Below are 23,663 nucleotides of genomic sequence, written 5' to 3'. Positions count from 1 at the left end.
GTAAAGAGTTGGCTAGCGCACATCCCAGACGGGCTCGGGGGTCTCGACGACCTCGCCGTCGCCCTGGAACAGCACGAAGCGATCGAAGCCCCGGGTGAACCAGCGGTCATGGGTAACGGCGATCACCGTGCCCTCGAACGCTTTCAGGCCCTCCTCCAACGCCTCGGCCGACGCCAGATCCAGGTTGTCCGTGGGCTCGTCGAGAAGCAATACGGTCGCGCCGGAAAGCTCCAGCAACAGCACCAGGAATCGCGCCTGCTGACCGCCGGAAAGGGTGCCGAAAAGCTGATCGCCCTGCGCGGCCAGCTCGTAACGGTTGAGCGCTTTCATCGCCCCCGCACGGTCCATTCCGGAGCGGTGGTCGTCGCCGCGCCACAGAATTTCGACGAGGGTGCGTTCGAGCAGCTCAGGACGGTCGTGGGTCTGCGAGAAATGCCCCGGCCTGACCCGTGCCCCGAGCCGCGCCTGACCATTGTGGGCAACGTGTGCGAGCGGTGCGCCATCGACCGGTTTGTTGTCGACATCCGGGCTCGAGCCGCCGGCCGCGAGCAGCCGCAGGAAATGCGATTTGCCGGTGCCGTTGGCGCCCAGCACGGCGACCCGGTCGCCGTACCAGATCTCCAGATCGAACGGGAAAGTCAGATTCTCCAGCTCCAGGCCCGTGCACATGACGGCCCTTTTCCCCGTACGCCCACCGCGCAGATTCATCCGCAACGACTGCTCCTTCGGGGGCACCGGCGGCGGACCGGCCTCCTCGAACTTGCGCAGCCGCGTCTGCGCCGCCTGATACCGCGAGGCCAGCCCGTCGTTGAACGCGGCCTTGGTCTTCAGCGTCAGGACCAGCTCTTTCAGCTTCTCGTGCTCCTCGTCCCAGCGGCGGCGCAGCTCCAGCAGCCGCTCGTGGCGGTCGGAGCGGGCCGCGTGCCACGACGCGAACCCACCGGGGTGGATCCACGCACCGCCGCCCTCCACGGCCACCACCCGGCCGGCGGTCTGGTTGAGCAGCTCCCGATCGTGGGAGACGAAGAGCACCGACTTGGGCGACTCCCGCAGCCGCGCCTCGAGCCAGCGCTTGCCCGGCACGTCGAGGAAGTTGTCCGGCTCGTCGAGCAGCAGGACCTCGTCGCCGCCGCGCAGCAGCAGGTCGAGGGCGAACCGTTTCTGCTGGCCGCCGGAGAGCGTGCGCACCGGGCGCTCCCGGACCTGGTCCCACGGCTTGTCCAAGATGGAGACGGCCACCACGTCGAAGAGCACCTCGGCGTCGTACCCCCCGGCCTCACCCCAGCCGGCCAGCGCGTTCGCATAGGCGATCTGTGTTTTCTCCGACCCGGGGGCTGCCAGCAGCCGCTCGTTGGCGGTGGCCAGCTCGGCACCGGCCTTGCGCAGCGGCGGCGCGACCAGCGACAGCGCGAGATCCTCCAGCGTGCGGTCGTCGCCGATCATGCCGATGAACTGGCGCATCACCCCGAGCCCGCCGGAGCGCGCGATCGTGCCGACCGGCACGGGGATGTCCCCGGCGACCATCCGCATCAGCGTGGTCTTCCCGGCTCCGTTCGGCCCCACCAGCGCGACCTTCGCGCCCTCGCCGACCCGGAACGACACATCGGAGAAAAGCTCTCGGCCGTCCGGCAGCACGAACCCGACCCCGGAGACATCTATGTAACCCACGGCGCCATCCTCCCGGTCTTTGCCTCGCTGGTCAGGTGGTTTTCCGCGTCACCCTGAGCACCCGGAACCCACGCTGGCTGGCCGTACGCTCCACCAGCCAGCCCAGGCCCTCCAGCCGGGTGTGCAGCGAATCACCGCCGAGGTTCCGGTTGATCACGAGCCAGGCGACACCGTGCGGTGCCAGCCGGGCCAGCCAGCGGTCGATCAGCTCGTTCAACCCCGCCTTGCCGATGTGGGTGGGCGGGTTGCTCCAGATCTGATCAAATTCGACATCTGCGGGTACGTCGTCCGGGGCGCACACCCGCACCCGGCCGGCCAGGCCCAGCGTCCCGGCGTTCTCCTCGGTCAGCGCCCGTGCCCGGGAGTTGACGTCGATGGCGTAAACGGTCACCGCGGGCGCCTCAGCGGCCAGCACGCACGTGATCGGGCCATAGCCGCAGCCGATGTCGAGGAACGTGCCGGTGGCCGAGGCGTCCGGCAGCTCGCCCTTGCGCAGCAGGACGGCCGTTCCGGGGTCCAGCCGGCCCGCGGAGAAGACGCCGCGCGACGCCGCGAGGGCGTAGTCACGGCCCGCCGCGGTGAACTCGATCCGCTCCCGGGTCTCCGGGGCGGAAGGCTCGGCACTGAAGTAATGGTCGGCGCTCACCCCGCAAGTTTCCCGCCGCCGAACGACGCCGGCCGCACCGGGGTGCCGCACATCCAGTGCGTTCATCGATCACCGTGCACCCCTAACGTGAAAACATGCCTCACGCGCGCTCCGCTCATCGCGCTCCGCGCGGCCTCCTCAGCCGGCCACCAGCGCAGCACCTGAACCCCGAGCCGCCGGCACACGAGCCCCGTCAGACCCTGCAACTGCTGCTCACCGGGCTCGCGGCGCTGATACTCACCTCGATCGTGGTGCTGGTCGGCTTCTTCGTCGTCGCCGAGGAGCGCCGCGGTCACGGCGGCGGCACCTCCGCCGCACCACCGGCGCTCTCCCCGTCCGCGATCAGCTCCCGGAAGGCTGACCCGGAGCCGCTGACCCGCAAGGAGGTCTTCCCCTCCAACGAGATCCGGATGGTCACGGGCGCCGCACCCTACGAGGTCTCGGTCACCCACGTGGACTCCGACTGCAGCCGCGCCACGACCGGCGAACTCGACACCCTGCTCCTCGATCACGGCTGCTCCCAGATCGTCCGGGCGAAGATGGTCGCGCCGTACGGCGACTACCAGGTCACCGCGGGCATCTTCAACCTCGCCGACGACACGGGCGCCGACGAGGCCGCCTCGCTCGCGGGTCAGATCCTGGAGACCGGTCGCGGCGGGTTCACGCCCATCGGCTCGCTCGGTGACTTCGGCGACCCCTCGGACCTGCCGCTCGCCCAGGCCGGATGGCAGGCCCGGGGGCACTTCCTGCTCTACTGCCTGATCTCCCGGCCGGACGGGCAGCTGGTCACCGACGATGACCCGTACGCCCGCCGCATCACCGCCGACATGATCGACCAGTACCTCGCCGACGACATCGTGGCAGCGCGCTCGACTAAGCTCTGAGCCGTCTTGTGGTGTCGGCGCGATCCGCGTATTCCGACTCGTCGGGGTAGCCGACCTCCACCAGCGTGAGGCCGTGCGCCGGGGCGACCGTCACCTCGCTGGAGCGTTCCCGCAGCGTCAGCTGCTTCGCCGGCCAGCCCGGATCGCGCCGCCCGTCCCCCACCGTCAGCATCGCGCCGACCAGGCTGCGCACCATCGCCTGGCAGAACGCGTCCGCCTGCACGGTCGCCACGACAACGCCGTCGGGCTCGCGACGCCAATCCAGCCGGGTGATGGCCCGGACCGTCGTCGCGTGCTCCTTGCGCTTGCAGAAGGCGGCGAAATCGTGCAACCCCACCAGCCCCTCGGCGGCCGTGTTGAGGCGGTCCAGGTCGAGCGGACGGACCCAGCCCAGCGTGTCGTTGCGGCGCAGGGGCTGGGGGCCGTAGACGGTGTCGGCGACGCGGTACTCGTACCGGCGGAACGTCGCGGAGAAGCGGGCGTCGAAGGTGTTCGGGACGGGGGTGATCGCGCGCACCCGGGCGTCCGGCGGCATCAGCGCGGCGAGCCGGCGCAGCAGCGAATCCCGCAACGACTCCCAGAGGGCCGACGGCAGGTTCACATGACATACCTGGCCGGTCGCGTGCACCCCCGCGTCCGTGCGCCCGGCTACCGTCAGACCCAGCTCCACATCAGGACCCGTCAGCCGCGCGAAGGCCTCCAGGAGAACACCGGCGACCGTACGCCGGGAGGGCTGAACCGCCCAGCCGGAGAAGTCGCCACCGTCGTACGAGACATCCAGCCGCAGCCGGGTCGTATCCACTCTCGTCCCCTTCATAAGAAAAAACGGCCCGGCACCCCCTCGGGGTACCGGGCCGTCCTCCTGCCTGAATCAGGCCTTGCTGTCTTCGCCCTCGGCCTTGTCCCCGGATGCGTTCTCCGGAGCCTCGGCGTCCTGGTCCGCGTCGTCGGCCTTCGCGGCCGGCTCGGCAGCAGGGGTCTCGTCGTCGCGGGTCAGCGCCTCGACCTTGTTCTGCTGCGCGGCGGCCTTGCGGGCCTCCTTGGACGGGCCGGTGACGGCCGCGACCTGCAGCTCCTCGACCAGCTCGATGACGGCCATGGGAGCGGCGTCACCCTTGCGCGGGCCGGTCTTGGTGATCCGGGTGTAGCCACCCGGGCGGTTGGTGTACCGCGGCGCGATCTGCTCGAAGAGCGAGTAGACGACGTCCTTGTCCCGGACGACACCCAGCACCCGGCGACGGTTGGCCAGGTCACCGCGCTTGGCCTTGGTGATCAGCTGCTCCGCCAGGGGACGAAGGCGCTTGGCCTTGGTCTCTGTCGTCTTGATCTTCCCGTGCCGGAAGAGCTCCGTGGCCAGGTTGGCCAGCAGCAGCTTCTCGTGCGCCGGGCTGCCGCCGAGGCGGGGACCCTTGGGGGGCGTGGGCATTAGTGCTCCTTGTAAATGGCGGCAGCCGGAATTACAGCTGCTCGGTCTCGCGGTAGTCGTCGGTGTCGTAATCCACGTCGCCGAACGAATCGACCACGTGCGCCGGGTCGAAGGACGGCGCGCTGTCCTTCAGGCCCAGGCCCATTCCGGCGAGCTTCATCTTGACCTCGTCGATCGACTTCTGACCGAAATTCCTTATATCCAGAAGGTCGGCCTCCGTCCGCCCGATCAGTTCGCCCACCGTGTTGATGCCCTCGCGCTTGAGGCAGTTGTACGACCGGACCGTGAGGTCCAGCTCCTCGATCGGCAGGGCAAGGTCGGCGGCGAGCTGGGCGTCCTGCGGGGACGGCCCGATGTCGATGCCCTCGGCGGTCTCGTCCAGCTCGCGGCAGAGGCCGAACAGCTCGACGAGAGTCGAGCCGGCCGACGCCAGCGCGGTGCGGGGCGAGATGGACGCCTTGGACTCGACGTCGATGATCAGACGGTCGAAGTCGGTGCGCTGCTCGACACGGGTGGCCTCGACGCGGTAGGTCACCTTCATGACCGGCGAGTAGATCGAGTCGACCGGGATACGGCCGATCTCGGCGCCGGCGCTCTTGTTCTGCGCTGCCGTGACGTAGCCACGGCCCCGCTCGACGGTGAGCTCCATGTCGAGCCGGCCCTTGCTGTTGAGCGTGGCCAGCTTCAGGTCGGGGTTGTGCACGGACACGCCGGCCGGGGGCTGGATGTCACCAGCGGTGACATCTCCCGGGCCCTGCTTGCGCAGGTACATGCTGACCGGCTCGTCGTGCTCGGAGCTGACGGTGAGCTCCTTGACGTTCATGACCAGCTCGACAACATCCTCTTTGACACCGGGGATGGTGGTGAACTCGTGCAGAACGCCGTCGATCTTGATGCTGGTGACCGCCGCGCCCGGAATGGACGACAGCAGGGTACGCCGCAGCGAGTTGCCGAGGGTGTAGCCGAAGCCCGGCTCCAGCGGTTCGATGGTGAACCGGGAGCGGGTCTCGCTGAGCGTCTCCTCCGAGAGGGACGGCCGCTGGCTGATGAGCACGCTGTTCTTCTTTCTGTCAGGGAAGCCGCTATTTGCTGCCCGTCGGTGCTACCGGGCCGCCGGCCGTGAAGCCGGCGACCCGGGAGAGCGCTACTTGGAGTAGAGCTCGACGATCAACTGCTCCTGGACCTGCGTGTCGATGACAGCGCGCGCCGGGAGAGTGTGGATCAGGATCTTCATCTCGCTGGGGATCGGCTCCAGCCACGCCGGGGTGGGGCGCGAACCGGCCTGGGCCTGCGCGACGACGAAGGGAGTCATTTCCTTCGACTTCTCGCGGACCTGGACGATGTCGTGCTCCTTGACCCGGTACGACGGGATGTCGACCTTCTGGCCGTTGACCAGCAGGTGACCGTGCTTCACCAGCTGGCGGGCCATGTCGCGGGACGCGGCGTAGCCGGCCCGGTAGACGACGTTGTCGAGACGGGACTCGAGGATCTGCAGCAGCACCTCACCGGTCTTGCCCGGCTTGGTGACAGCTTCCTCGTAGTAACCGTGGAACTGCTTCTCGAGAACGCCGTACGTACGACGAGCCTTTTGCTTCTCGCGGTGCTGGAGAAGGTACTCGGTCTCCTTGGTCCGGCCGCGGCCGTGCTGCCCGGGCGGGAACGGCCGGGACTCGAACGGGCACTTCGGACCATCGCACTTGCTGCCCTTGAGGAACAGCTTCATCTTCTCGCGGCGGCAGCGCTTGCAGTCCGCCCCTGTGTAACGAGCCATTGCTTCTAACTCTCCCTTAGACCCGGCGACGCTTCGGCGGACGGCATCCGTTGTGCGGCTGCGGCGTGACGTCGGAGATCTGCCCGACCTCGAGGCCTGCGGCCTGCAGCGAACGGATCGCGGTCTCCCGGCCGGAGCCGGGGCCCTTGACGAACACGTCGACCTTGCGCATGCCGTGCTCCATCGCCCGGCGAGCGGCGGCCTCGGCGGCCAGCTGCGCGGCGAACGGGGTCGACTTGCGGGAGCCCTTGAAGCCCACCTGGCCGGACGAGGCCCAGGAGATGACAGCACCGGTCGGGTCGGTGATCGACACGATGGTGTTGTTGAAGGTGCTCTTGATGTGCGCCTGCCCGTGGGCGACGTTCTTGCGTTCCTTGCGCCGGACCTTTTTGACAGGGGCCCCAGCGCGTGCCTTCGGTGGCATAAGTCTTCTGCGCTCCTATTACTTCCGACCGGGCTTCTTCTTGCCAGCGACCGTGCGCTTCGGACCCTTGCGGGTACGAGCGTTGGTCCGCGTCCGCTGTCCGTGGACGGGGAGCCCCCGGCGGTGGCGGATGCCGGCGTAGCAGCCGATCTCAACCTTGCGGCGGATGTCGGCGGCGACCTCGCGGCGCAGGTCGCCCTCAACCTTGAAATGGCCCTCGATGTAGTCGCGGAGCTGAACCAGCTCCTCGTCCGTGAGGTCCTTGGCGCGCTTGTTCAGGTCAATCTCGGTCGAGGTCAGCGCCTCGATCGAACGGGTCCGACCGATCCCGTAAATGTAAGTGAGCGCGATCTCCATCCGCTTGTCACGGGGAAGATCGACGCCGACGAGTCTTGCCATAAGTGGGCGTACTCCTCAGGTCTCTCACGGAGGTCTGTGCCCGTTCCGCTCCCACCTGCCCGGGTGGGCCCCGGCCTCCGACCGGGGGTGACGCCGCATGTCATCGCCAGGGCGATGAACTGCGACGGGAACGCGCTTGTGCTGTGGTGCGGATCTGGCAGCGAGAGGCTGAAATCAGCCCTGACGCTGCTTGTGGCGCGCGTCGGTCTTGCAGATGACCATGACGCGGCCGTGCCGCCGGATGACCCGGCAGTTGTTGCAGATCCGCTTGACGCTCGGCTTGACCTTCACGGTTTGCCTTAACTCTCAGTCGGACGGGAACGATCCCCGCGACCCTGCTACTTGTAGCGGTAGACGATGCGCCCACGGGTCAGGTCGTACGGTGAAAGTTCAACGACGACCCGATCCTCGGGAAGGATGCGGATGTAGTGCTGCCGCATCTTGCCGGAGATGTGAGCCAGCACCTTGTGACCATTGGCGAGCTCGACGCGGAACATAGCGTTCGGCAACGGCTCGATCACTCGGCCTTCGATCTCGATGGCTCCGTCTTTTTTGGGCATGTCCTCCGCTACCTGTACATCGGGTTCTGGGGCAAGCTCACAACGTTCATCACGACCCCGTTTCCGGGGACGGACCAGCCGCGGCTCCGGCACCCATCAGAAGCGCTTGATGGACAGGCCGGAGTGGACGCTGTGCGCCAGCTAGCCAGTGTACGCGCGCCCTCGCATCGACACCAAACCGAGGCCCCCGTAACCCGGGGTCGGGTGTGTCGACAGCGCTCAAAATCGGACTTCAGGGCATCTTATTCTCATGTTGGAGCGCTTTCCGCTCACGCTTCAACTGCTTCTGCTCCGCCTTACGGACCCGCTTGCGCTCTTCCTTGCGCGGCGCCCCCGTGGCGAGACCCATCGCCGAGACCCAAACGAGCACGACACCCCAGGGCCCAGCGGCCCAGATCGGCCAGAAGTAGTTGAGCTGCCCGCCCGCGACACAGCTGACGAGCCAGATCACAGTAGTGATGCCCACCACGGCGACCCAGCTGGACCAGACCTCGGTGAGCCAGCGCACGGTCACCTCACGGTCGCTGGCACCCCGGGCGACCGGCGCGACCGGCGCGACCGACCCGGCAGCGGGCAGATCATGCAACAACGGACTCAGCTCGCCGTAGGTCTTCGCGGCGTAGGTCTGCTGCAGGCGCTCGTCGTACTCGTGCAGATCGAGCCGACCCTCATCCAGCGCAACCCGGAGTTGATCGGCGACGACCTGCCGATCGGCGTCCCCGGCCCTCATCTCGTCCCGCCCCATGCGCTCCAGCATGACAGCGCGACGCTCGTCCGGCATCCGGCTATCGGCCGCGGTTACCGAACCTGCCGACGACCCCGAAGATGAACGGGATCAGCATCCAGGCCGGCCAGAAGTAGTTGAACTCCCCGGACGCGAGCGAGGTCACGCCCCAGATGAGGACGCAGACGAGGATCACACCGCCGTAGGAGGCCAGCCAGGGCGCTCCCGAGGGCTTACGCATCTCCCCCACCTCGGAGCCCGGGGTGGGCCCGGCGGCAGGCGCCATGGGCTGCTGCGGCGCGACCTGAGCCCGCTGCACCGGAACCGTGCCCGGCAGGTCAGTGGTCAGACCTTCGAGATCACGGAACGTTTTCGCAGCGTAGGTCTGCTGCAGCCGCTCGTCGTACTCGTGCAGGTCGAGCCGGCCCTCGTTGAGCGCCGCCTTCAAGGTCTCGGCGACTGCCTCACGATCGGCATCCCCGGCTCGCATGTCTTCACGCCCCATGCCCTCAAGCATGACAGCCGCGACGCCGATCGCCAGCCCCAGCTACGCCGCACGGGCCGTCTTCGTCAATCGGGCACTGTTACCGGGCTCCGGGCAGGATCGCGCCACCGCGGCCGTCTCAGGGTCGCTGGACGGGTCGGGACCGGTTATTCCGCGAGGGAGTCAGCGGCGGGCTGGCGAGCGGTGACGAGGTCACCCAACCGGGCGCGGCCGCCGTCCGGGGCCGTGGTCACCCAGACGCCATCTTCGAGGATCGCCATCGTGTGCTCCACGTGGGCCGCCATCGAACGGTCCCGGGTGATGACCGTCCAGCCGTCGTCGAGCTCGACCGTGCGCGGTGAACCCATGGTGATCATCGGCTCGATGGCCAGGCAGAGACCGGGCACGAGGCGTGGGCCCTTGCCCGGCTTGCCGTGGTTGAGCACGTGCGGGTCCTGGTGCATCTCCGTGCCGATGCCGTGGCCGCCGTACCCGTCGACGATGCCGTAGCGGCCGGCCTTGCGGACGACTTTCTCGACGTTGAAGGAGATGTCCGTGAGGCGGCCCCGGCCGTTGGCGGCACCGCGCGCCGCGGCGGCGATGCCGGCCCACATCGAATCCTCGGCGATCTCGGCCATCAGGAGCAGCTCGGGGTCGGTCTCGCCGACCCCGACGGTGATGGCCGAGTCGCCGTGCCAGCCGTTCAGGATGGCGCCGCAGTCGAGCGACAACAGGTCGCCCTCCCGCAGCACCTGCTCGGCCGACGGGATGCCGTGCACGACCTGCTCGTTGACCGAGGCGCAGATCGAGGCGGGAAAACCGTGGTAACCCTTGAACGACGGGGTCGCCCCCGCGTCGCGGATCACCTTCTCCGCGATCGCGTCGAGATCACCGGTCGAGACGCCCGGGGCAACAGCCTCGCGCATCGCGTCCAGCGCGGCGGCGACGACGAGGCCGGCACCGCGCATGAGCTCGATCTGTTCGGGGGACTTCAGCTGGATGTCCAGCTGCTGGCGACGCATCTCTAGCCTCCGTACGACCGCAGCGCGTCGATCGCTCGCACCGTGACGTCCTCGACCGGGCCGGTCGCGTCTATTCCCACCAGCTTGCCCTGGGCGCCGTAGAAGTCGACCAGGGGTGCTGTCTTGTCCGCATACTCGACCAGACGGTTGGCGATCGTCTCCGCCCGGTCGTCGTCACGCTGGAAGAGCTCGGAGCCACACCTGTCACAGATGTTCTCCTTGCTCGTCGGGTCGAACTCGACGTGCCAGATCTTTCCGCAACCCCGGCAGGTACGCCGGCCGGACAGCCGCCGGATGACCTCGTCGTCGTCGACCACGAGTTCCATCACGAGGTCGAGCGCCGTGCCGAGATCGGCCAGCAGCTTGTCCAGTGCCGACGCCTGCGGGACGGTTCTCGGGAAACCGTCCAGCAGGAAGCCGTCCGTCGCGTCCGGCTCGGCGAGCCGGTCGCGAACCATGTTGATGGTCACCTCGTCCGGGACGAGGTTTCCCGCGTCCATGTACCGCTTCGCTTCCAGCCCAAGCGGCGTGCCCTGCGACACGTTCGCCCGGAAGATGTCACCGGTCGAGATCTTCGGTACGGCGAGATGGGCAGCGATGAACTCAGCCTGGGTCCCCTTGCCGGCCCCCGGAGGGCCCACCAGTACCAGCCGCACCTACATCGCCTCGCTTCGGTGAGAACGAGCCTCGCAAACCACGGACGCGAGAGCCCCCCGGCTCCGCGCCCCCACTACCGGAGGAACCCTTCGTAGTTGCGCTGCATCAGCTGGCTCTCGATCTGCTTTACCGTCTCGAGACCCACGCCAACCATGATCAGCACCGCCGTACCGCCGAACGGGAAGTTCTGGTACTGCTTACTGTTCAGCCAGATGAAGAAGAAGTTTGGCAGAACCGAGATCAGACCCAGATAAAGCGCACCCGGCAGCGTGATTCGGCTGAGGATGAAGTCCAGGTAGTCAGCAGTGGGCTTGCCCGGCCGGATGCCCGGCACGAATCCACCGTACTTCTTCATGTTCTCCGCGACCTCGGTCGGGTTGAACGTGATCGACACGTAGAAGTACGTGAAGAAGATGATCATCAAGAAGTACGTGGTGATGTAGATCCAGTGGCTGGGGTTAGCCAGGTTGTTCTGAATCCACTGCTGGTAGCCCTTGAGGTTGTTCTGGTCGAAGAACTGCAGGTACAGCTGCGGAAGGTAGAGCAGCGAGGACGCGAAGATCACCGGGACGACACCGGCCTGGTTGACCTTGAGCGGGATGTACGTCGAGGTTCCGCCGTACATCCGCCGGCCGATCATGCGCTTCGCGTACTGCACCGGGATCCGGCGCTGAGCCTGCTCGATGAAGACGACCGCGGAGATGACCAGCAGCACCAGGACGATGACGAGCCAGAACTTGCCCCAGCCGCTGCTCTCCTTGATCGTCCAACCCTCGCCGGGGAGGCGGGCGGCGATCGAGGTGAAGATCAGGACGGACATGCCGTTGCCGACACCGCGGTCGGTGATGAGCTCGCCGAGCCACATGACCACGCCCGTGCCGGCGGTCATCGTGATGACCAGCATGAGCAGCGTGAGCCAGAGCGGCAGCCCGGTGTTCTCCGGGACGATCTGGAGGTTGGCCTGGTCCTGCGGGCACGCGTTGGCGAAGAGCTGACCGGAACGGGCCAGCGCTACGAACGCGGAGGACTGCAGGATCGCGAGACCCAGGGTCAGGTAACGGGTGTACTGGGTGATCTTCGCCTGACCGGACTGGCCCTCCTTGCGGAGCTGCTCCAGCCGGGGGATGACGACCGTCAGCAGCTGCAGGATGATCGACGCCGTGATGTACGGCATGATGCCCAGCGCGAAGACCGAGAGTTGAAGGAGCGCGCCGCCGGAGAAGAGGTTCAGCAGGTTCAGGACCCCGCCGCCGGCGTTCGAGCTGTTCACTGCTTCCAGACAGTTCTGGACGTTGGTGTAGGACACGCCTGGGCTGGGCAAAGTCGCGCCGAGCCGGTAGACCGCGATGATCGCTACTGTGAACAGCAGTTTCTTGCGCAGGTCAGGCGTCCGGAACGCACTGGAAAAGGCGGAGAGCAACTTCTTCCTCCTGCGCGAGGTGGCCGCCTGAAACCGGCGGATGGGGGTAGGCATCGGTCCGGACGACCGATATCCCTAGCTGGGAACGGACTTTAACAGCCTGACGTGCCTGTCGTTAGGCACGGTCGCCGCTTGTGTAACACCCGGGGACGAAGAGCTATGCCGCAATTGCTGGAACTTTGCCGCCCGCCGGAGTGAAATAGCAGGTCAAACGCCACAACGGGGATGCCGGCCGGGTATCGCGCTTGATACCCGGGCCAGCACCCCCGGCAGAAATCACAGTTCGGTGGCGGAACCACCGGCTGCGGCGATCTTCTCCTTGGCCGACTCGCTGAACGCGTGCGCAGAGATCTGCAGCGCCACGCCACCCAGCTCGCCCGAGCCCAGAACCTTCACCAGCTGGCCACGACGGACCGCGCCGGCGTCGGCGAGCTCGAGCGGACCGACCTCGCCGCCGTTCGGGAACAGCTCGGCAAGCCGGTCCAGGTTGACGACCTGGAAGACGACCTTGTTCTTGTTCTTGAAGCCCTTGAGCTTCGGCAGGCGCATGTGGATAGGCATCTGCCCACCCTCGAACCGGGCCGGAACCTGGTAACGCGCCTTGGTGCCCTTGGTGCCTCGACCAGCGGTCTTTCCCTTGGAGCCTTCACCGCGACCCACACGGGTCTTCGCGGTCTTGGCACCGGGCGCCGGGCGAAGGTGGTGAACCTTGATCGCCATTATTCGACCTCCTCGACACTGACGAGGTGGCTCACGGCGAAGATCATGCCCCGAATCTCGGGGCGGTCTTCCTTGACCACCACATCGTTGATCCGCTTCAGCCCGAGCGACCGCAGGGAGTCCCGCTGGTTCTGCTTACGGCCGATGCCGGACCTAAGCTGGGTGACCTTCAAGCGTGCCATCAGTGCACCGCCGCTTCCGCACGCGCCGCCAGCATGGCAGCGGGCGCGACGTCCTCGACGGGGAGACCACGGCGAGCCGCGACCTGCTCCGGCGACTCGAGGCCCTTGAGGGCCGCGACGGTCGCGTGCACGATGTTGATCGGGTTCGAGGAGCCGAGGCTCTTCGAGAGGATGTCGTGGATGCCGGCACACTCCAGCACGGCGCGCACGGGGCCACCGGCGATAACACCGGTACCAGCCGACGCCGGCTTGAGGAGCACGACGCCCGCGGCGGCCTCGCCCGTGATCGGGTGCGGAATGGTCGCACCGATCCGCGGCACCTTGAAGAAGTGCTTCTTGGCCTCCTCGACGCCCTTGGCGATAGCCGCGGGCACCTCCTTGGCCTTTCCGTAGCCGATGCCGACGGTGCCGTCGCCATCGCCGACGATCACGAGGGCGGTGAAGCTGAAGCGACGACCACCCTTGACGACCTTCGCGACACGGTTGATCGCGACGACCCGCTCGAGATGCGGGGTCTTCTCGACGGGCGCGTTACCGCGACCGCCCTCACGGCGGTTGTCGCGGCGGCCACCTTCGTTGTTACCGCCGGACCCGCCGCCTCGGCGCTGCTGACCAGGCATTGGTCATTCCCTCCTAGAACTCGAGTCCGGCTTCGCGAGCAGCGTCCGCAAGTGCGGCGATGCGGCCCGCGTACTTGTTGCCGCCACGGTCGAAGACGACCTTGGACACGCCCGCAGCCTTGGCCCGCTCGGCGAGCAGAGCGCCGACCTTGCCGGACAGCGCGCTCTTGTCACCCTCGGTGCCCCGCAGGGAGGCGTCGAGCGTGGAGGCAGAGGCCAGCGTGTGGCCCTTGAGGTCGTCGACGATCTGCGCGGTGATGTTCCGCGAGGACCGGGTGACGACCAGGCGCGGACGCTCGGCAGTGCCGCGGACGTTCTTCCGAACCCGGAAGTGCCGACGCGCCTTGCCGACGGCGCGCTTGGAGGCGACACCGCCGCCATTGCGGCGCTTGAGCAGCGTGGCGGTCACTTCTTACCTGCCTTTCCAGCCTTGCGGCGGATGACCTCGCCCTGGTACTTGACGCCCTTGCCCTTGTAGGGCTCCGGCGGGCGGATCTTCCGGATGTTCGCGGCGACCTCGCCGACGAGCTGCTTGTCGATACCGGTGACCGTGAACTGCGTCGGCCGCTCGACCGAGAAGCTGATACCGGCCGGCGCGACCACGTTGACCGGGTGCGAGAAGCCCAGGGCGAACTCGAGGTCCTTGCCCTTGGCGGTCACGCGGTAACCGGTGCCGTTGATCTCGAGGGTCTTCTTGTAACCCTCGGTCACTCCGACGATCATGTTCGCCACGAGGGTACGCGACAGGCCGTGCAGCTCCTTGGCCTTGCGCTCATCGTTGGGGCGGTTGACGTGCAGCTCGCCGTTGTCAGCCTTCTCGACCGTGATCGGTTCGGCTACGACGTGCGAGAGCTCGCCCTTGGGGCCCTTGACCTTGACGGTCTGGCCCGAAATCGTGACGTCGACGCCGGTCGGGACCGGGATCGACTTACGTCCAATTCGCGACATGTCTAAGTCTCCGTTACCAGACGAAGGCGAGGACTTCCCCGCCAACGCTCCGCTTGCGGGCCTGCCGGTCGGTCAGGAGGCCCTGGGACGTCGAGATGATCGCGACGCCCAGGCCGCCGAGCACCCGGGGGAGCTCGTCGGACTTGGCGTACACCCGGAGACCGGGCTTGGACACGCGCTTGATCCCGGCGAGGCTGCGCTCGCGGCTCTGGCCGTACTTGAGTTCAACGACCAGGCGCTTGCCGACTTCGCCTTCCTCAGGCTCTTCGGCCGTCCAGGACGCGATGTAGCCCTCTGCCTTGAGGACCTCGGCGATGTTCGCCTTGATCTTCGAGAAGGGCATCGTGACCTTGTCGTGATACGCCTGATTGGCGTTTCGCAGACGCGTGAGCATGTCTGCGATCGGGTCCGTCATCGTCATGGGTATTCGTCAACCTTTCTCGCCGGGGTTCCCTGACTTGCGCCTGGGCCTACGGCGAAGCGGTATTTCTTAAGATCCAGCCTTTGGTCCGCCCGAGGGCGGTGGCGGGGCGGTTGGACGGGGGGTTACCAAGAGGCCTTGGACACGCCGGGGAGCTCGCCGCGGTGAGCCATGTCCCGGAGGCAGACCCGGCAGAGGCCGAATTTGCGGTAGACCGAGTGCGGGCGACCGCACTTCTGGCACCGGGTGTAGGCCCGCACAGCGAACTTCGGCTTCGCGGCCGCCTTGATGATCAGGGCCTTCTTAGCCATGCTCAGTTCTCCTTGAACGGGAAGCCCAGGAGCTTGAGCAGCTGCCGGCCCTCCTCGTCGGTCTTGGCGGTGGTCACCACAGTGATGTCCATGCCCCGGGTCCGATCGATCCGGTCCTGGTCGATCTCGTGGAACACCGACTGCTCGGTCAGACCGAACGTGTAGTTGCCGTGCCCGTCGAGCTTGCGCCCGTCGAGGCCGCGGAAGTCACGGATACGCGGCAGCGCGATCGACAGCAGCCGGTCCATGAACTCCCACATCCGGTCGTTGCGAAGGGTGACCTTCGCGCCGATCGGCATGCCCTCGCGCAGCTTGAACTGCGCGATCGACTTGGTCGCACGACGGACCAGCGGCTTCTGGCCGGTGATCGTGGTGAGGTCTTTCACGGCGCCGTCGATCAGCTTGGCGTCGCGGGCAGCCTCGCCCACACCCATGTTCACGACGACCTTGACCAGGCCGGGAATCTGCATGGGGTTGCCGTACTTGTACTGCTCCTGAAGCGCAGAAATGACCTCACTGCGGTACTTCTGCTTCAGCCGGGGCAGGGTCTTTGTCTCGGTAGCGGCAGTCATCACAGGTCCTTACCGGTCGTACGCGCGATCCGGACCTTCTGGCCGCTGTCGTCGATGCGGTAGCCGACCCGGGTCGGCTTGCCCTCGGAGTCCACGATCTGCACATTCGAGATGTGGATCGCGGCTTCCTGCGTGACGATGCCGCCGGTCTTGGAACCACGCTGCGACGTCTGGATACGCTCGTGCTTCTTGATGCGGTTGACGCCCTCGACAAGGACCTTGTCGCGACGGGGGAAGGCCGCAATGACCTTACCCTTCGCGCCCTTGTCCTTGCCGGCGATGACGACGACCGTGTCGCCCTTCTTGATCTTCACGGTCAGAGCACCTCCGGCGCCAGGCTGATGATCTTCATGAACCGCTTGTCGCGCAGCTCGCGGCCGACCGGGCCGAAGATGCGCGTACCGCGGGGGTCCCCGCCGTCCTTGATGATGACGGCGGCGTTCTCGTCGAAGCGGATGTACGAGCCGTCGGGACGGCGCCGCTCCTTGGCGGTGCGAACGATGACAGCCTTGACGACTTCACCCTTCTTGACACCCGCACCCGGAATGGCGTCCTTGACCGTGGCCACGATGACGTCGCCGATGCCCGCGTAACGGCGACCGGAGCCGCCCAATACGCGGATGCAGAGGATTTCCCTCGCACCCGTGTTGTCGGCGACACGCAGTCGCGACTCCTGCTGGATCACGTCTGTCTCCTATGTCTGCCAGTTCTCCGGGAAAGTGCTTGCCGAAGCTTGGCGGAACGATGGTCGGGTGGGCCGGCTTGCGCCGGCCCACCGGACTCACTTGGCCTTTTCGAGGATCTCCACGACACGCCACCGCTTGGTGGCTGACAGCGGACGGGTCTCCATCAGCAGAACCCGGTCGCCGGTGCCGCACGCGTTCTGCTCGTCGTGCACCTTGAGCTTGCGCGTACGACGGATGACCTTGCCGTAGAGGGCGTGCTTAACACGGTCCTCGACCTCGACAACGATGGTCTTGTCCATCTTGTCGCTGACCACGAGGCCCTCGCGCGTCTTGCGCTGGGTCCGCGGCGCAGCTGCATTCGTCCCCTGCGGGGCGGTTTCACTCATGCTGTCACCTCACTCGGCGCGGCTGAGAGCCCCAGCTCACGCTCACGCATGATCGTATAGATCTTCGCGATGTCCTTGCGGACAACCTGGAGCCGACGGTGATTGTCGAGCTGACCCGTCGCACCCTGTACGCGAAGATTGAACAGCTCCGCCTTCGCCTCCCGCAGCCGCGAAACAAGCTCCTCTTCGGAGAGTTCGCGCAGCTCGGCCGGCTTCACGCCCGCTGCCATCAGCTTTCACCCACTTCGCGTGTCACGATGCGGCACTTCATCGGGAGCTTGTGGATCGCGCGGCGCATCGCCTCGCGCGCGATCGTCTCGTTCGGGAACGACATCTCGAAGAGAATGCGTCCCGGCTTGACGTTCGCCACCCACCACTCCGGTGAACCCTTACCGGAACCCATGCGGGTTTCGGCAGGCTTCTTGGTCAGCGCCTGGTCCGGGAAGATCGAGATCCAGACCTTACCGCCACGCTTGATGTGACGCGTCATGGCGATACGAGCCGACTCGATCTGGCGGTTGGTCACGTACGCAGGCTCGAGGGCCTGGATACCGAATTCACCGAAGACCACGCGGTTGCCGCCCTTGGACGCGCCGTGGCGGTCCGGGTGGTGCGGCTTCCGGAAGCCCTTCGGGGGCTTACGCGGCATCAGCATATGTCAGCCCTCCTGCTGCGTTTCCGCCGCGGCCGGAGCTGCAGCGGTCTCGTTCGGCTCGGTGGTCGCCGCGGCGGCCTGAGCCTGTGCGGCGCGGCCGGCCTCGGTGCCACCCGCGGTGGTGCCGGACGAACCGGAACGACCACGACGGGGACGCTCGGGACGGTCGCCGCGGTCACGGCGGGGACGCGCGGGCGCCTCGGGGGCAACCTCGCGACCCGGTACGGCGTCGCCCTTGAAGATCCAGACCTTCACGCCGATGCGGCCGAACGTCGTACGGGCCTCGAAGAAGCCGTAGTCGATGTCGGCGCGCAGGGTGTGCAGCGGAACGCGACCCTCACGGTAGAACTCCGTGCGGCTCATCTCCGCGCCACCGAGGCGGCCGGAGACCTGAACCCGGATGCCCTTGCAGGCGGGGTTCTTCATCGCGGACTGCATGGCCTTGCGCATCGCCCGGCGGAAGCTGACCCGGCTGGACAGCTGCTCGGCGACGCCCTGCGCGACGAGCTGTGCGTCCGACTCCGGGCTCTTCACCTCGAGGATGTTGAGCTGGACCTGCTTGCCGGTGAGCTTCTCGAGCTCGCCGCGGATGCGGTCGGCCTCCGCGCCCTTACGACCGATGACAATGCCCGGCCGGGCGGTGTGGATGTCGACGCGGACCCGGTCCCGGGTGCGCTCGATGTCCACCTTGGAGATGCCGGCGCGCTCAAGACCCTTGGACATCATCCGGCGGATTTTGACATCCTCGCCGACGTAGTCCTTGTAGAGCTTGTCCGCGAACCAGCGGCTCTTCCAGTCGGTGGAGATGCCGAGCCGGAATCCGGTGGGGTGAACTTTCTGACCCATTACTCGGCACCTTCCGTGCTCTGGGACTCGACCGGCGTGGCCTCGGCGGCGGGAGCCGCCGTCTTGGCCGGCGCGGCCTTCTTCGCGGCGGCCTTGCGAGCCGGCGTGGCGACCTGGACGGCCTCCACCGCGATGGTGATGTGGCAGGTGCGCTTGCGGATCCGGTACGCCCGGCCCTGCGCCCGCGGCCGGAACCGCTTCAGCGTGGGACCTTCGTCAACGAACGCCTGGGCGACCAGGAGCGCGTCCGGGTCGAGCCGCTCGTTGTTCTCGGCGTTCGCAATCGCGCTGGCGAGCACCTTGTAGACCTGCTCACTCGCAGCCTGCGGCGCGAACTGCAGGACCGTGAGAGCCTCCTTCGCGGGCAGACCGCGGACGAGGTTGATCACACGGCGCGCCTTGGTCGGCGAGAGGCGCACGTGGCGCGCAACTGCCCGAGCGCCTGGAAGCGCCGGAACATCGCTCTTGACTGGCATCGCTGTAACCCCTTTCTGATCCGTGGACTGACTAGCGACGACGGCTCTTGCGGTCGTCCTTCTCGTGACCCTTGAACGTACGGGTCAGAGCGAACTCGCCGAGCTTGTGACCGACCATGGCCTCGGTGATGAACACCGGGACGTGCTTGCGTCCGTCGTGCACGGCGATCGTGTGCCCGAGCATGTCGGGGATGATCGTCGAGCGACGCGACCAGGTCTTGATGACGTTCTTGGAATTCTTCTCGTTCTGGACTTCCACCTTCTTGATGAGGTGGTCGTCGACGAACGGGCCCTTCTTCAGGCTGCGAGGCATCTTTTAAACTCCCGTTACCCGCGCTTGCGGGTGGCGTAGCGGCGGCGAACGATCATGCGGTCGCTCTCCTGGCCCTTGCGGCGGGTACGGCCCTCCGGCTTACCAGCCGGGTTGACCGGGTGGCGACCACCAGAGGTCTTACCCTCACCACCACCGTGCGGGTGGTCGACAGGGTTCATGGCGACACCACGGACGGACGGGCGCTTGCCCTTCCAGCGCATGCGGCCGGCCTTACCCCAGTTGATGTTCGACTGGTCGGCGTTACCGATCTCGCCGACGGTTGCGCGGCAGCGCACGTCGACACGACGGATTTCGCCGGACGGCATACGCAGCGTGGCGTAGACGTCCTCACGGCCGAGCAGCTGGATACCGACGCCGGCCGAACGGGCCAGCTTGGCACCACCGCCGGGACGAAGCTCCACGTTGTGGATCGTCGTACCGACCGGGATGTTGCGCAGGGGAAGGTTGTTCCCCGGCTTGATGTCCGCGCCCACGCCGGCTTCGACGCGGTCGCCCTGCTTCAGGTCCTTCGGCGCGACGATGTAACGCTTCGAGCCGTCGGCGTAGTGGAGCAGTGCGATGCGGGCGGTGCGGTTCGGGTCGTACTCGATGTGAGCGACCTTGGCCGGCACGCCGTCTTTGTCGGCGCGCTTGAAGTCGATCAGCCGGTACTGACGCTTGTGACCGCCGCCCTGGTGCCGCGTGGTGATGCGGCCGTGGACGTTGCGGCCACCCTTTTTGGGCAGCGGCACCAGCAGAGACTTCTCCGGCGTCGACCGGGTGATCTCAGCGAAGTCGGCGACGCTCGAGCCGCGACGGCCCGGCGTGGTCGGCTTGTACTTACGGATAGCCATGATCTACAAACCCCTTAGCTGACCGGGCCGCCGAAGGCCTCGATACGGTCACCGTCAGCCAGCTTCACCAGTGCGCGCTTGATCGCCTTGCGCTGACCGAAGCCGGTCTTGGTGCGCTTGCGCTTGCCCTGGCGGTTGATCGTGTTCACCGTCAGCACGCGGACATCGAAGATCTGCTGGATCGCGATCTTGATCTCGGTCTTGTTGGCGTCCGGGTGGACCTCGAACGTGTACCAGTTCTGGTCGAGAACGCTGTAGCTCTTCTCGGAGACCACGGGCGCGACGATGATGTCGCGCGGGTCGGCGATCGTGCTCACTTGTCCCCCTCCTCGGAAGCTTCGGCCGGTACGCCCAGGAACTCGTCCAGGGCGTCCTTCGTGAAGACAACCGCGTCAGCCACCAGCACGTCGTACGTGTTGAGCTGGCCGGACTCGATGAGGTGGACCGACGGCTCGTTGCGGAGCGAGATCCAGTTCACCGCGTCCAGGCTGCTCAGCACCACGAGCACCTTGGTGGACTCGGTCGCCTTGCGCAGCGTCGCGATCGCAGCCTTCGTGGACGGCTTCTCGCCGGTGACGAAGCCCTCGACCACGTGGATGTGACCATCGCGGGCCCGGTCGGAGAGGGCGCCACGCAGGGCAGCGGCCTTCATCTTCTTGGGGGTCCGCTGGGAGTAGTCGCGCGGCACGGGGCCGTGCACGACGCCACCACCGGTGAACTGAGGAGCGCGGATCGAGCCCTGACGGGCGCGGCCGGTGCCCTTCTGCTTGTACGGCTTCTTGCCGCCACCGGCGACCTCGCCGCGGGTCTTGGCCTTCGCCGTACCCTGACGGGCCGCGGCCAGCTGCGCCACGACGACCTGGTGCATCAGCGGGATGTTCGCCTGCACGTCGAAGATGTCGCCGGGCAGGTCGACCGAGCCGGCCTTGGTGCCCTCGGCGTTGATCACGTCAACGGAGCTCACTTCTTGACACCGCCCTTCTTCGCCGCCGTACGGACCAGGATCAGCGCGCCCTTGGGACCAGGAATGGCACCCTTGACGAGCAGCAGGTTCTTCTCGATGTCGACTGCCTGCACCGTGAGGTTCTGCACGGTGAAGCGGTTGCCACCCATCCGGCCGGCCATCCGGACGCCCTTGAAGACGCGACCGGGGGTGGCGCAGGCGCCGATGGAGCCCGGGTGACGGTGCTTACGCTCGACACCGTGGCTGGCCTTCAGACCGTGGAAGCCGTGCCGCTTGATGACACCGGCGTAGCCCTTGCCCTTGGTCTTGCCGGTGACGTCGATCGGCGCGCCTACGGCGAACGTGTCGACGTTGATTTCCTGGCCGAGCTCGTACTCGCTCGCGTCGGTGGTGCGCAGCTCCACGAGGTGGCGCCGCGGCGACACACCCGCCTTCGCGTAGTGACCGCTCTCGGGCTTGTTGACCTTGCGCGGGTCGATCTGGCCGAAGGCCAGCTGAACCGCGGTGTAGCCGTCGGCCTCCTGGGTGCGGACCTGGGTCACGACACAAGGGCCGGCCTGCACCACGGTCACCGGGACAACCTTGTTGTTGTCCCAGACCTGGGTCATGCCGAGCTTGGCGCCCAGGATCCCCTTAACTTGCCTGTCCATTGTCCGGTCCCTACAGCTTGATCTCGATGTCGACGCCAGCCGGCAGGTCGAGGCGCATGAGCGAGTCGACCGTCTTCGGAGTCGGGTCGATGATGTCGATCAGCCGCTTGTGCGTGCGCATCTCGAAGTGCTCGCGCGAGTCCTTGTACTTGTGCGGCGAACGGATCACGCAGAAACGGTTGATCTCCGTGGGCAGCGGCACCGGGCCTGCGACCGACGCACCGGTCCGCGTGACCGTCTCGACGATCTTGCGTGCCGAGGAGTCGACGACCTCGTGGTCATAGGCCTTGAGCCGGATGCGGATCTTCTGTCCCGCCATGGTGGCTTCTGTTTCCTTCTCTCGATGCCGCTACGTGCGAAAGCGGTGGCTTTCGCATGCCCGCAGGACGCTTGATCCTGCGTTGTCCGACCCCCGCGGTCGGGCGTGTCGCGCCTAGTGGCAGAAAACTCTGCAAACAGGCTTCCGCCCCAGTGAACTGGCGCGGTTGTGCCCGTGGTGCAACTCCACCAGAGCTAACCGGAAGAGCAGCCCCATCCGTCGGGATCGGGGCGGCCGGCGGCTTTCACACACACGCCGGACACCGGGCGAGGGTGGTCGGCTGCAAATAGCAAAGGCAGCCAACCACCCTGCGCGGACGCAACCTGACTAGTATGCCGTATCGAACGCGGCAACGCTAATCGGGGTCACTGTTAACTCAGACGTTGATCTTCGTGACCGTTCCGGCGCCGACGGTGCGGCCACCCTCACGGATCGCGAACTTCAGGCCCTGCTCCATGGCGATCGGCTGGATCAGCTTGACCGACATGCTGGTGGAGTCGCCCGGCATGACCATCTCGGTGCCCTCGGGCAGCGTGACGACGCCGGTGACGTCCGTGGTGCGGAAGTAGAACTGCGGGCGGTAGTTCTGGAAGAACGGGGTGTGCCGGCCGCCCTCTTCCTTCGAGAGGATGTAGACCTGGCCCTCGAACTCCGTGTGCGGGGTGCTGGACCCCGGCTTCACGACGACCATGCCGCGCTCGACGTCCTCGCGCTTGATACCACGCAGCAGGAGGCCGACGTTCTCACCCGCGCGGGCCTCGTCGAGCAGCTTGCGGAACATCTCGATGCCGGTGCAAACGGTCTTGGTCGACTTCTCGCGGATACCCACGATCTCGACCTCCTCGTTCGGCTTGAGGATGCCGCGCTCGGCCCGGCCGGTGACGACCGTTCCACGACCGGTGATCGTGAAGACGTCCTCGATGGGCATGAGGAACGGCTTCTCGACGTCACGCTCGGGCTGCGGGATCGCGGTGTCGACCGCGTTCATGAGCTCCAGGAGCTTGGCGCTCCACTCGGCGTCGCCCTCGAGCGCCTTCAGCGCCGAGACGCGCACGACCGGCAGGTCGTCGCCCGGGAACTCGTACGTGCTGAGCAGCTCGCGAACCTCGAGCTCGACGAGCTCGAGGAGCTCCTCGTCGTCGACCATGTCGCTCTTGTTCAGCGCCACGACGATGTACGGAACGCCGACCTGGCGGGCCAGGAGCACGTGCTCCTTGGTCTGCGGCATCGGGCCGTCGGTCGCCGCGACCACCAGGATCGCGCCGTCCATCTGCGCGGCACCGGTGATCATGTTCTTGATGTAGTCCGCGTGGCCGGGGCAGTCCACGTGCGCGTAGTGACGCGACGCGGTCTGGTACTCGACGTGCGCGATCGAGATCGTGATACCCCGGGCCTTCTCCTCCGGCGCCTTGTCGATCTCGTCGAAGGGGGTGTAGGGGTTCAGGTCCGGGTACTCGTCGTGCAGGACCTTCGTGATGGCCGCAGTCAGCGTCGTCTTACCGTGGTCGATGTGACCAATGGTGCCGATGTTGACGTGCGGCTTAGTCCGCTCGAACTTCGCCTTCGCCACTGGTGTCCTCCTGTGGACTGTGGTTTTCTTCGCTCCCGGCACGCCCGATAAGGCGCTGGGGACTCTGTCGACTGCTCGTGCGCGT

The 23,663-nt window shown here is 66.8% G+C and carries 38 protein-coding genes; 1 reads left to right on the top strand and 37 read right to left on the bottom strand.

All coding sequences use genetic code 11. The features are described 5' to 3' along the window. Positions 1–12 precede the first annotated feature (12 nt). Positions 13–1,563 carry an ATP-binding cassette domain-containing protein gene (locus tag Aco04nite_RS03540; protein ID WP_438874891.1) on the bottom strand — a complete coding sequence of 517 codons (1,551 nt, stop codon included), beginning with the start codon at positions 1,561–1,563 and terminating at the stop codon, positions 13–15. Between the two features lie 136 nt (positions 1,564–1,699). Continuing rightward, positions 1,700–2,314 carry a class I SAM-dependent methyltransferase gene (locus Aco04nite_RS03535; RefSeq protein ID WP_212995693.1) on the bottom strand — a complete coding sequence of 205 codons (615 nt, stop codon included), beginning with the start codon at positions 2,312–2,314 and terminating at the stop codon, positions 1,700–1,702. A gap of 95 nt (positions 2,315–2,409) precedes the next feature. Between Aco04nite_RS03535 and Aco04nite_RS03530 the strand changes: the two genes are divergently transcribed. Further along, positions 2,410–3,198 (top strand): hypothetical protein, encoded by a 789-nt coding sequence (locus Aco04nite_RS03530; RefSeq protein ID WP_212995692.1) that lies wholly within the window; start codon positions 2,410–2,412, stop codon positions 3,196–3,198. Here Aco04nite_RS03530 and truA read toward each other — a convergent pair. From truA to tuf, 35 genes are all read right to left on the bottom strand, one after another. Beyond that, the gene (truA, locus tag Aco04nite_RS03525) at positions 3,188–4,000 is read right to left on the bottom strand and encodes a tRNA pseudouridine(38-40) synthase TruA (RefSeq protein WP_244875714.1); all 813 of its coding nucleotides are present in this window, start codon (positions 3,998–4,000) and stop codon (positions 3,188–3,190) included. The genes Aco04nite_RS03530 and truA overlap by 11 nt on opposite strands. Positions 4,001–4,069: 69 nt before the next feature. Continuing rightward, a complete protein-coding gene (gene rplQ / locus Aco04nite_RS03520; RefSeq protein WP_212995690.1) occupies positions 4,070–4,624 on the bottom strand; it encodes a 50S ribosomal protein L17 in 555 nt (184 codons plus the stop codon). Between the two features lie 31 nt (positions 4,625–4,655). Further along, entirely contained in the window at positions 4,656–5,678 is a 1,023-nt protein-coding gene (locus Aco04nite_RS03515; protein WP_015619022.1) for a DNA-directed RNA polymerase subunit alpha, read from the bottom strand. A gap of 90 nt (positions 5,679–5,768) precedes the next feature. Further along, positions 5,769–6,395: a 30S ribosomal protein S4 gene (gene rpsD / locus Aco04nite_RS03510; protein ID WP_203836390.1), complete on the bottom strand. Its 627-nt coding sequence runs from the start codon at positions 6,393–6,395 to the stop codon at positions 5,769–5,771. A 16-nt stretch (positions 6,396–6,411) separates the two neighbouring features. Further along, entirely contained in the window at positions 6,412–6,819 is a 408-nt protein-coding gene (rpsK, locus tag Aco04nite_RS03505) for a 30S ribosomal protein S11 (RefSeq protein ID WP_015619020.1), read from the bottom strand. An 18-nt stretch (positions 6,820–6,837) separates the two neighbouring features. Next, entirely contained in the window at positions 6,838–7,218 is a 381-nt protein-coding gene (gene rpsM, locus Aco04nite_RS03500) for a 30S ribosomal protein S13 (protein ID WP_203836391.1), read from the bottom strand. A gap of 174 nt (positions 7,219–7,392) precedes the next feature. Further along, positions 7,393–7,509 carry a 50S ribosomal protein L36 gene (gene rpmJ, locus Aco04nite_RS03495; RefSeq protein ID WP_015619018.1) on the bottom strand — a complete coding sequence of 39 codons (117 nt, stop codon included), beginning with the start codon at positions 7,507–7,509 and terminating at the stop codon, positions 7,393–7,395. Between the two features lie 47 nt (positions 7,510–7,556). Beyond that, positions 7,557–7,778: a translation initiation factor IF-1 gene (gene infA / locus Aco04nite_RS03490; protein WP_007073013.1), complete on the bottom strand. Its 222-nt coding sequence runs from the start codon at positions 7,776–7,778 to the stop codon at positions 7,557–7,559. 232 nt (positions 7,779–8,010) lie between these two features. Next, a complete protein-coding gene (locus Aco04nite_RS03485) occupies positions 8,011–8,535 on the bottom strand; it encodes a DUF1707 SHOCT-like domain-containing protein (protein ID WP_244875720.1) in 525 nt (174 codons plus the stop codon). A gap of 28 nt (positions 8,536–8,563) precedes the next feature. Then, a complete protein-coding gene (locus tag Aco04nite_RS03480; RefSeq protein WP_212995689.1) occupies positions 8,564–9,007 on the bottom strand; it encodes a DUF1707 SHOCT-like domain-containing protein in 444 nt (147 codons plus the stop codon). A 146-nt stretch (positions 9,008–9,153) separates the two neighbouring features. Then, positions 9,154–10,008, bottom strand: coding sequence for a type I methionyl aminopeptidase (gene map, locus Aco04nite_RS03475; protein ID WP_212995688.1), 855 nt, complete (start codon positions 10,006–10,008; stop codon positions 9,154–9,156). A gap of 2 nt (positions 10,009–10,010) precedes the next feature. Then, positions 10,011–10,664: an adenylate kinase gene (locus tag Aco04nite_RS03470; RefSeq protein ID WP_203836393.1), complete on the bottom strand. Its 654-nt coding sequence runs from the start codon at positions 10,662–10,664 to the stop codon at positions 10,011–10,013. A 74-nt stretch (positions 10,665–10,738) separates the two neighbouring features. Beyond that, positions 10,739–12,085 (bottom strand): preprotein translocase subunit SecY, encoded by a 1,347-nt coding sequence (gene secY / locus Aco04nite_RS03465; RefSeq protein WP_203836394.1) that lies wholly within the window; start codon positions 12,083–12,085, stop codon positions 10,739–10,741. Between the two features lie 276 nt (positions 12,086–12,361). Then, positions 12,362–12,805, bottom strand: coding sequence for a 50S ribosomal protein L15 (rplO, locus tag Aco04nite_RS03460; RefSeq protein WP_203836395.1), 444 nt, complete (start codon positions 12,803–12,805; stop codon positions 12,362–12,364). Then, entirely contained in the window at positions 12,805–12,987 is a 183-nt protein-coding gene (gene rpmD, locus Aco04nite_RS03455) for a 50S ribosomal protein L30 (protein WP_203776584.1), read from the bottom strand. Before rpmD ends, rplO begins: the two co-directional genes overlap by 1 nt. Beyond that, the gene (gene rpsE, locus Aco04nite_RS03450; RefSeq protein ID WP_203836396.1) at positions 12,987–13,607 is read right to left on the bottom strand and encodes a 30S ribosomal protein S5; all 621 of its coding nucleotides are present in this window, start codon (positions 13,605–13,607) and stop codon (positions 12,987–12,989) included. Before rpsE ends, rpmD begins: the two co-directional genes overlap by 1 nt. 13 nt (positions 13,608–13,620) lie before the next feature. Continuing rightward, positions 13,621–14,016 carry a 50S ribosomal protein L18 gene (rplR, locus tag Aco04nite_RS03445; RefSeq protein WP_438874766.1) on the bottom strand — a complete coding sequence of 132 codons (396 nt, stop codon included), beginning with the start codon at positions 14,014–14,016 and terminating at the stop codon, positions 13,621–13,623. Next, on the bottom strand, positions 14,013–14,555 hold the full coding sequence (rplF, locus tag Aco04nite_RS03440; protein ID WP_203836397.1) for a 50S ribosomal protein L6: 543 nt from the start codon (positions 14,553–14,555) through the stop codon (positions 14,013–14,015). The genes rplR and rplF overlap by 4 nt, the downstream gene beginning before the upstream one ends. Positions 14,556–14,568: 13 nt before the next feature. Further along, positions 14,569–14,976 carry a 30S ribosomal protein S8 gene (gene rpsH, locus Aco04nite_RS03435; RefSeq protein WP_203836398.1) on the bottom strand — a complete coding sequence of 136 codons (408 nt, stop codon included), beginning with the start codon at positions 14,974–14,976 and terminating at the stop codon, positions 14,569–14,571. A gap of 125 nt (positions 14,977–15,101) precedes the next feature. Next, on the bottom strand, positions 15,102–15,287 hold the full coding sequence (locus Aco04nite_RS03430) for a type Z 30S ribosomal protein S14 (RefSeq protein ID WP_023358191.1): 186 nt from the start codon (positions 15,285–15,287) through the stop codon (positions 15,102–15,104). A gap of 2 nt (positions 15,288–15,289) precedes the next feature. After that, on the bottom strand, positions 15,290–15,859 hold the full coding sequence (gene rplE, locus Aco04nite_RS03425; RefSeq protein WP_203836399.1) for a 50S ribosomal protein L5: 570 nt from the start codon (positions 15,857–15,859) through the stop codon (positions 15,290–15,292). Further along, complete coding sequence (rplX, locus tag Aco04nite_RS03420; RefSeq protein WP_203836497.1) at positions 15,859–16,179, bottom strand: 50S ribosomal protein L24; 321 nt, start codon at positions 16,177–16,179, stop codon at positions 15,859–15,861. Before rplX ends, rplE begins: the two co-directional genes overlap by 1 nt. Further along, a complete protein-coding gene (gene rplN, locus Aco04nite_RS03415; protein ID WP_203836400.1) occupies positions 16,176–16,544 on the bottom strand; it encodes a 50S ribosomal protein L14 in 369 nt (122 codons plus the stop codon). Before rplN ends, rplX begins: the two co-directional genes overlap by 4 nt. Before the next feature lie 96 nt (positions 16,545–16,640). Next, positions 16,641–16,931: a 30S ribosomal protein S17 gene (gene rpsQ / locus Aco04nite_RS03410; RefSeq protein WP_212995687.1), complete on the bottom strand. Its 291-nt coding sequence runs from the start codon at positions 16,929–16,931 to the stop codon at positions 16,641–16,643. Further along, positions 16,928–17,161, bottom strand: a complete 234-nt coding sequence (rpmC, locus tag Aco04nite_RS03405) for a 50S ribosomal protein L29 (RefSeq protein WP_203836402.1) — start codon at positions 17,159–17,161, stop codon at positions 16,928–16,930. The genes rpsQ and rpmC overlap by 4 nt, the downstream gene beginning before the upstream one ends. After that, positions 17,161–17,586, bottom strand: coding sequence for a 50S ribosomal protein L16 (rplP, locus tag Aco04nite_RS03400; protein ID WP_015618999.1), 426 nt, complete (start codon positions 17,584–17,586; stop codon positions 17,161–17,163). The genes rpmC and rplP overlap by 1 nt, the downstream gene beginning before the upstream one ends. Positions 17,587–17,589: 3 nt before the next feature. Then, positions 17,590–18,432: a 30S ribosomal protein S3 gene (gene rpsC, locus Aco04nite_RS03395; RefSeq protein ID WP_203836403.1), complete on the bottom strand. Its 843-nt coding sequence runs from the start codon at positions 18,430–18,432 to the stop codon at positions 17,590–17,592. Continuing rightward, positions 18,432–18,908: a 50S ribosomal protein L22 gene (gene rplV, locus Aco04nite_RS03390; protein ID WP_203836404.1), complete on the bottom strand. Its 477-nt coding sequence runs from the start codon at positions 18,906–18,908 to the stop codon at positions 18,432–18,434. Before rplV ends, rpsC begins: the two co-directional genes overlap by 1 nt. A 31-nt stretch (positions 18,909–18,939) precedes the next feature. Further along, entirely contained in the window at positions 18,940–19,221 is a 282-nt protein-coding gene (rpsS, locus tag Aco04nite_RS03385; protein WP_014440726.1) for a 30S ribosomal protein S19, read from the bottom strand. Positions 19,222–19,235: 14 nt separating this feature from the next. Then, entirely contained in the window at positions 19,236–20,075 is an 840-nt protein-coding gene (gene rplB, locus Aco04nite_RS03380; protein WP_203836405.1) for a 50S ribosomal protein L2, read from the bottom strand. 14 nt (positions 20,076–20,089) lie between these two features. Next, positions 20,090–20,392 carry a 50S ribosomal protein L23 gene (rplW, locus tag Aco04nite_RS03375; RefSeq protein ID WP_203836406.1) on the bottom strand — a complete coding sequence of 101 codons (303 nt, stop codon included), beginning with the start codon at positions 20,390–20,392 and terminating at the stop codon, positions 20,090–20,092. Next, positions 20,389–21,039, bottom strand: coding sequence for a 50S ribosomal protein L4 (gene rplD, locus Aco04nite_RS03370; RefSeq protein WP_203836407.1), 651 nt, complete (start codon positions 21,037–21,039; stop codon positions 20,389–20,391). Before rplD ends, rplW begins: the two co-directional genes overlap by 4 nt. Continuing rightward, positions 21,036–21,689: a 50S ribosomal protein L3 gene (rplC, locus tag Aco04nite_RS03365; protein ID WP_203836408.1), complete on the bottom strand. Its 654-nt coding sequence runs from the start codon at positions 21,687–21,689 to the stop codon at positions 21,036–21,038. Before rplC ends, rplD begins: the two co-directional genes overlap by 4 nt. 10 nt (positions 21,690–21,699) lie before the next feature. Further along, a complete protein-coding gene (rpsJ, locus tag Aco04nite_RS03360) occupies positions 21,700–22,008 on the bottom strand; it encodes a 30S ribosomal protein S10 (RefSeq protein WP_097322778.1) in 309 nt (102 codons plus the stop codon). 376 nt (positions 22,009–22,384) lie between these two features. Further along, on the bottom strand, positions 22,385–23,578 hold the full coding sequence (gene tuf / locus Aco04nite_RS03355; RefSeq protein ID WP_203836409.1) for an elongation factor Tu: 1,194 nt from the start codon (positions 23,576–23,578) through the stop codon (positions 22,385–22,387). Positions 23,579–23,663: the final 85 nt, after the last annotated feature.

The organism is Winogradskya consettensis, assembly GCF_018332715.1.
Classification (GTDB): domain Bacteria; phylum Actinomycetota; class Actinomycetes; order Mycobacteriales; family Micromonosporaceae; genus Actinoplanes; species Actinoplanes consettensis.
The sequence above is the reverse complement of the archived record's forward strand: the minus strand, read 5'-3'. Positions and strand labels throughout refer to the sequence as shown.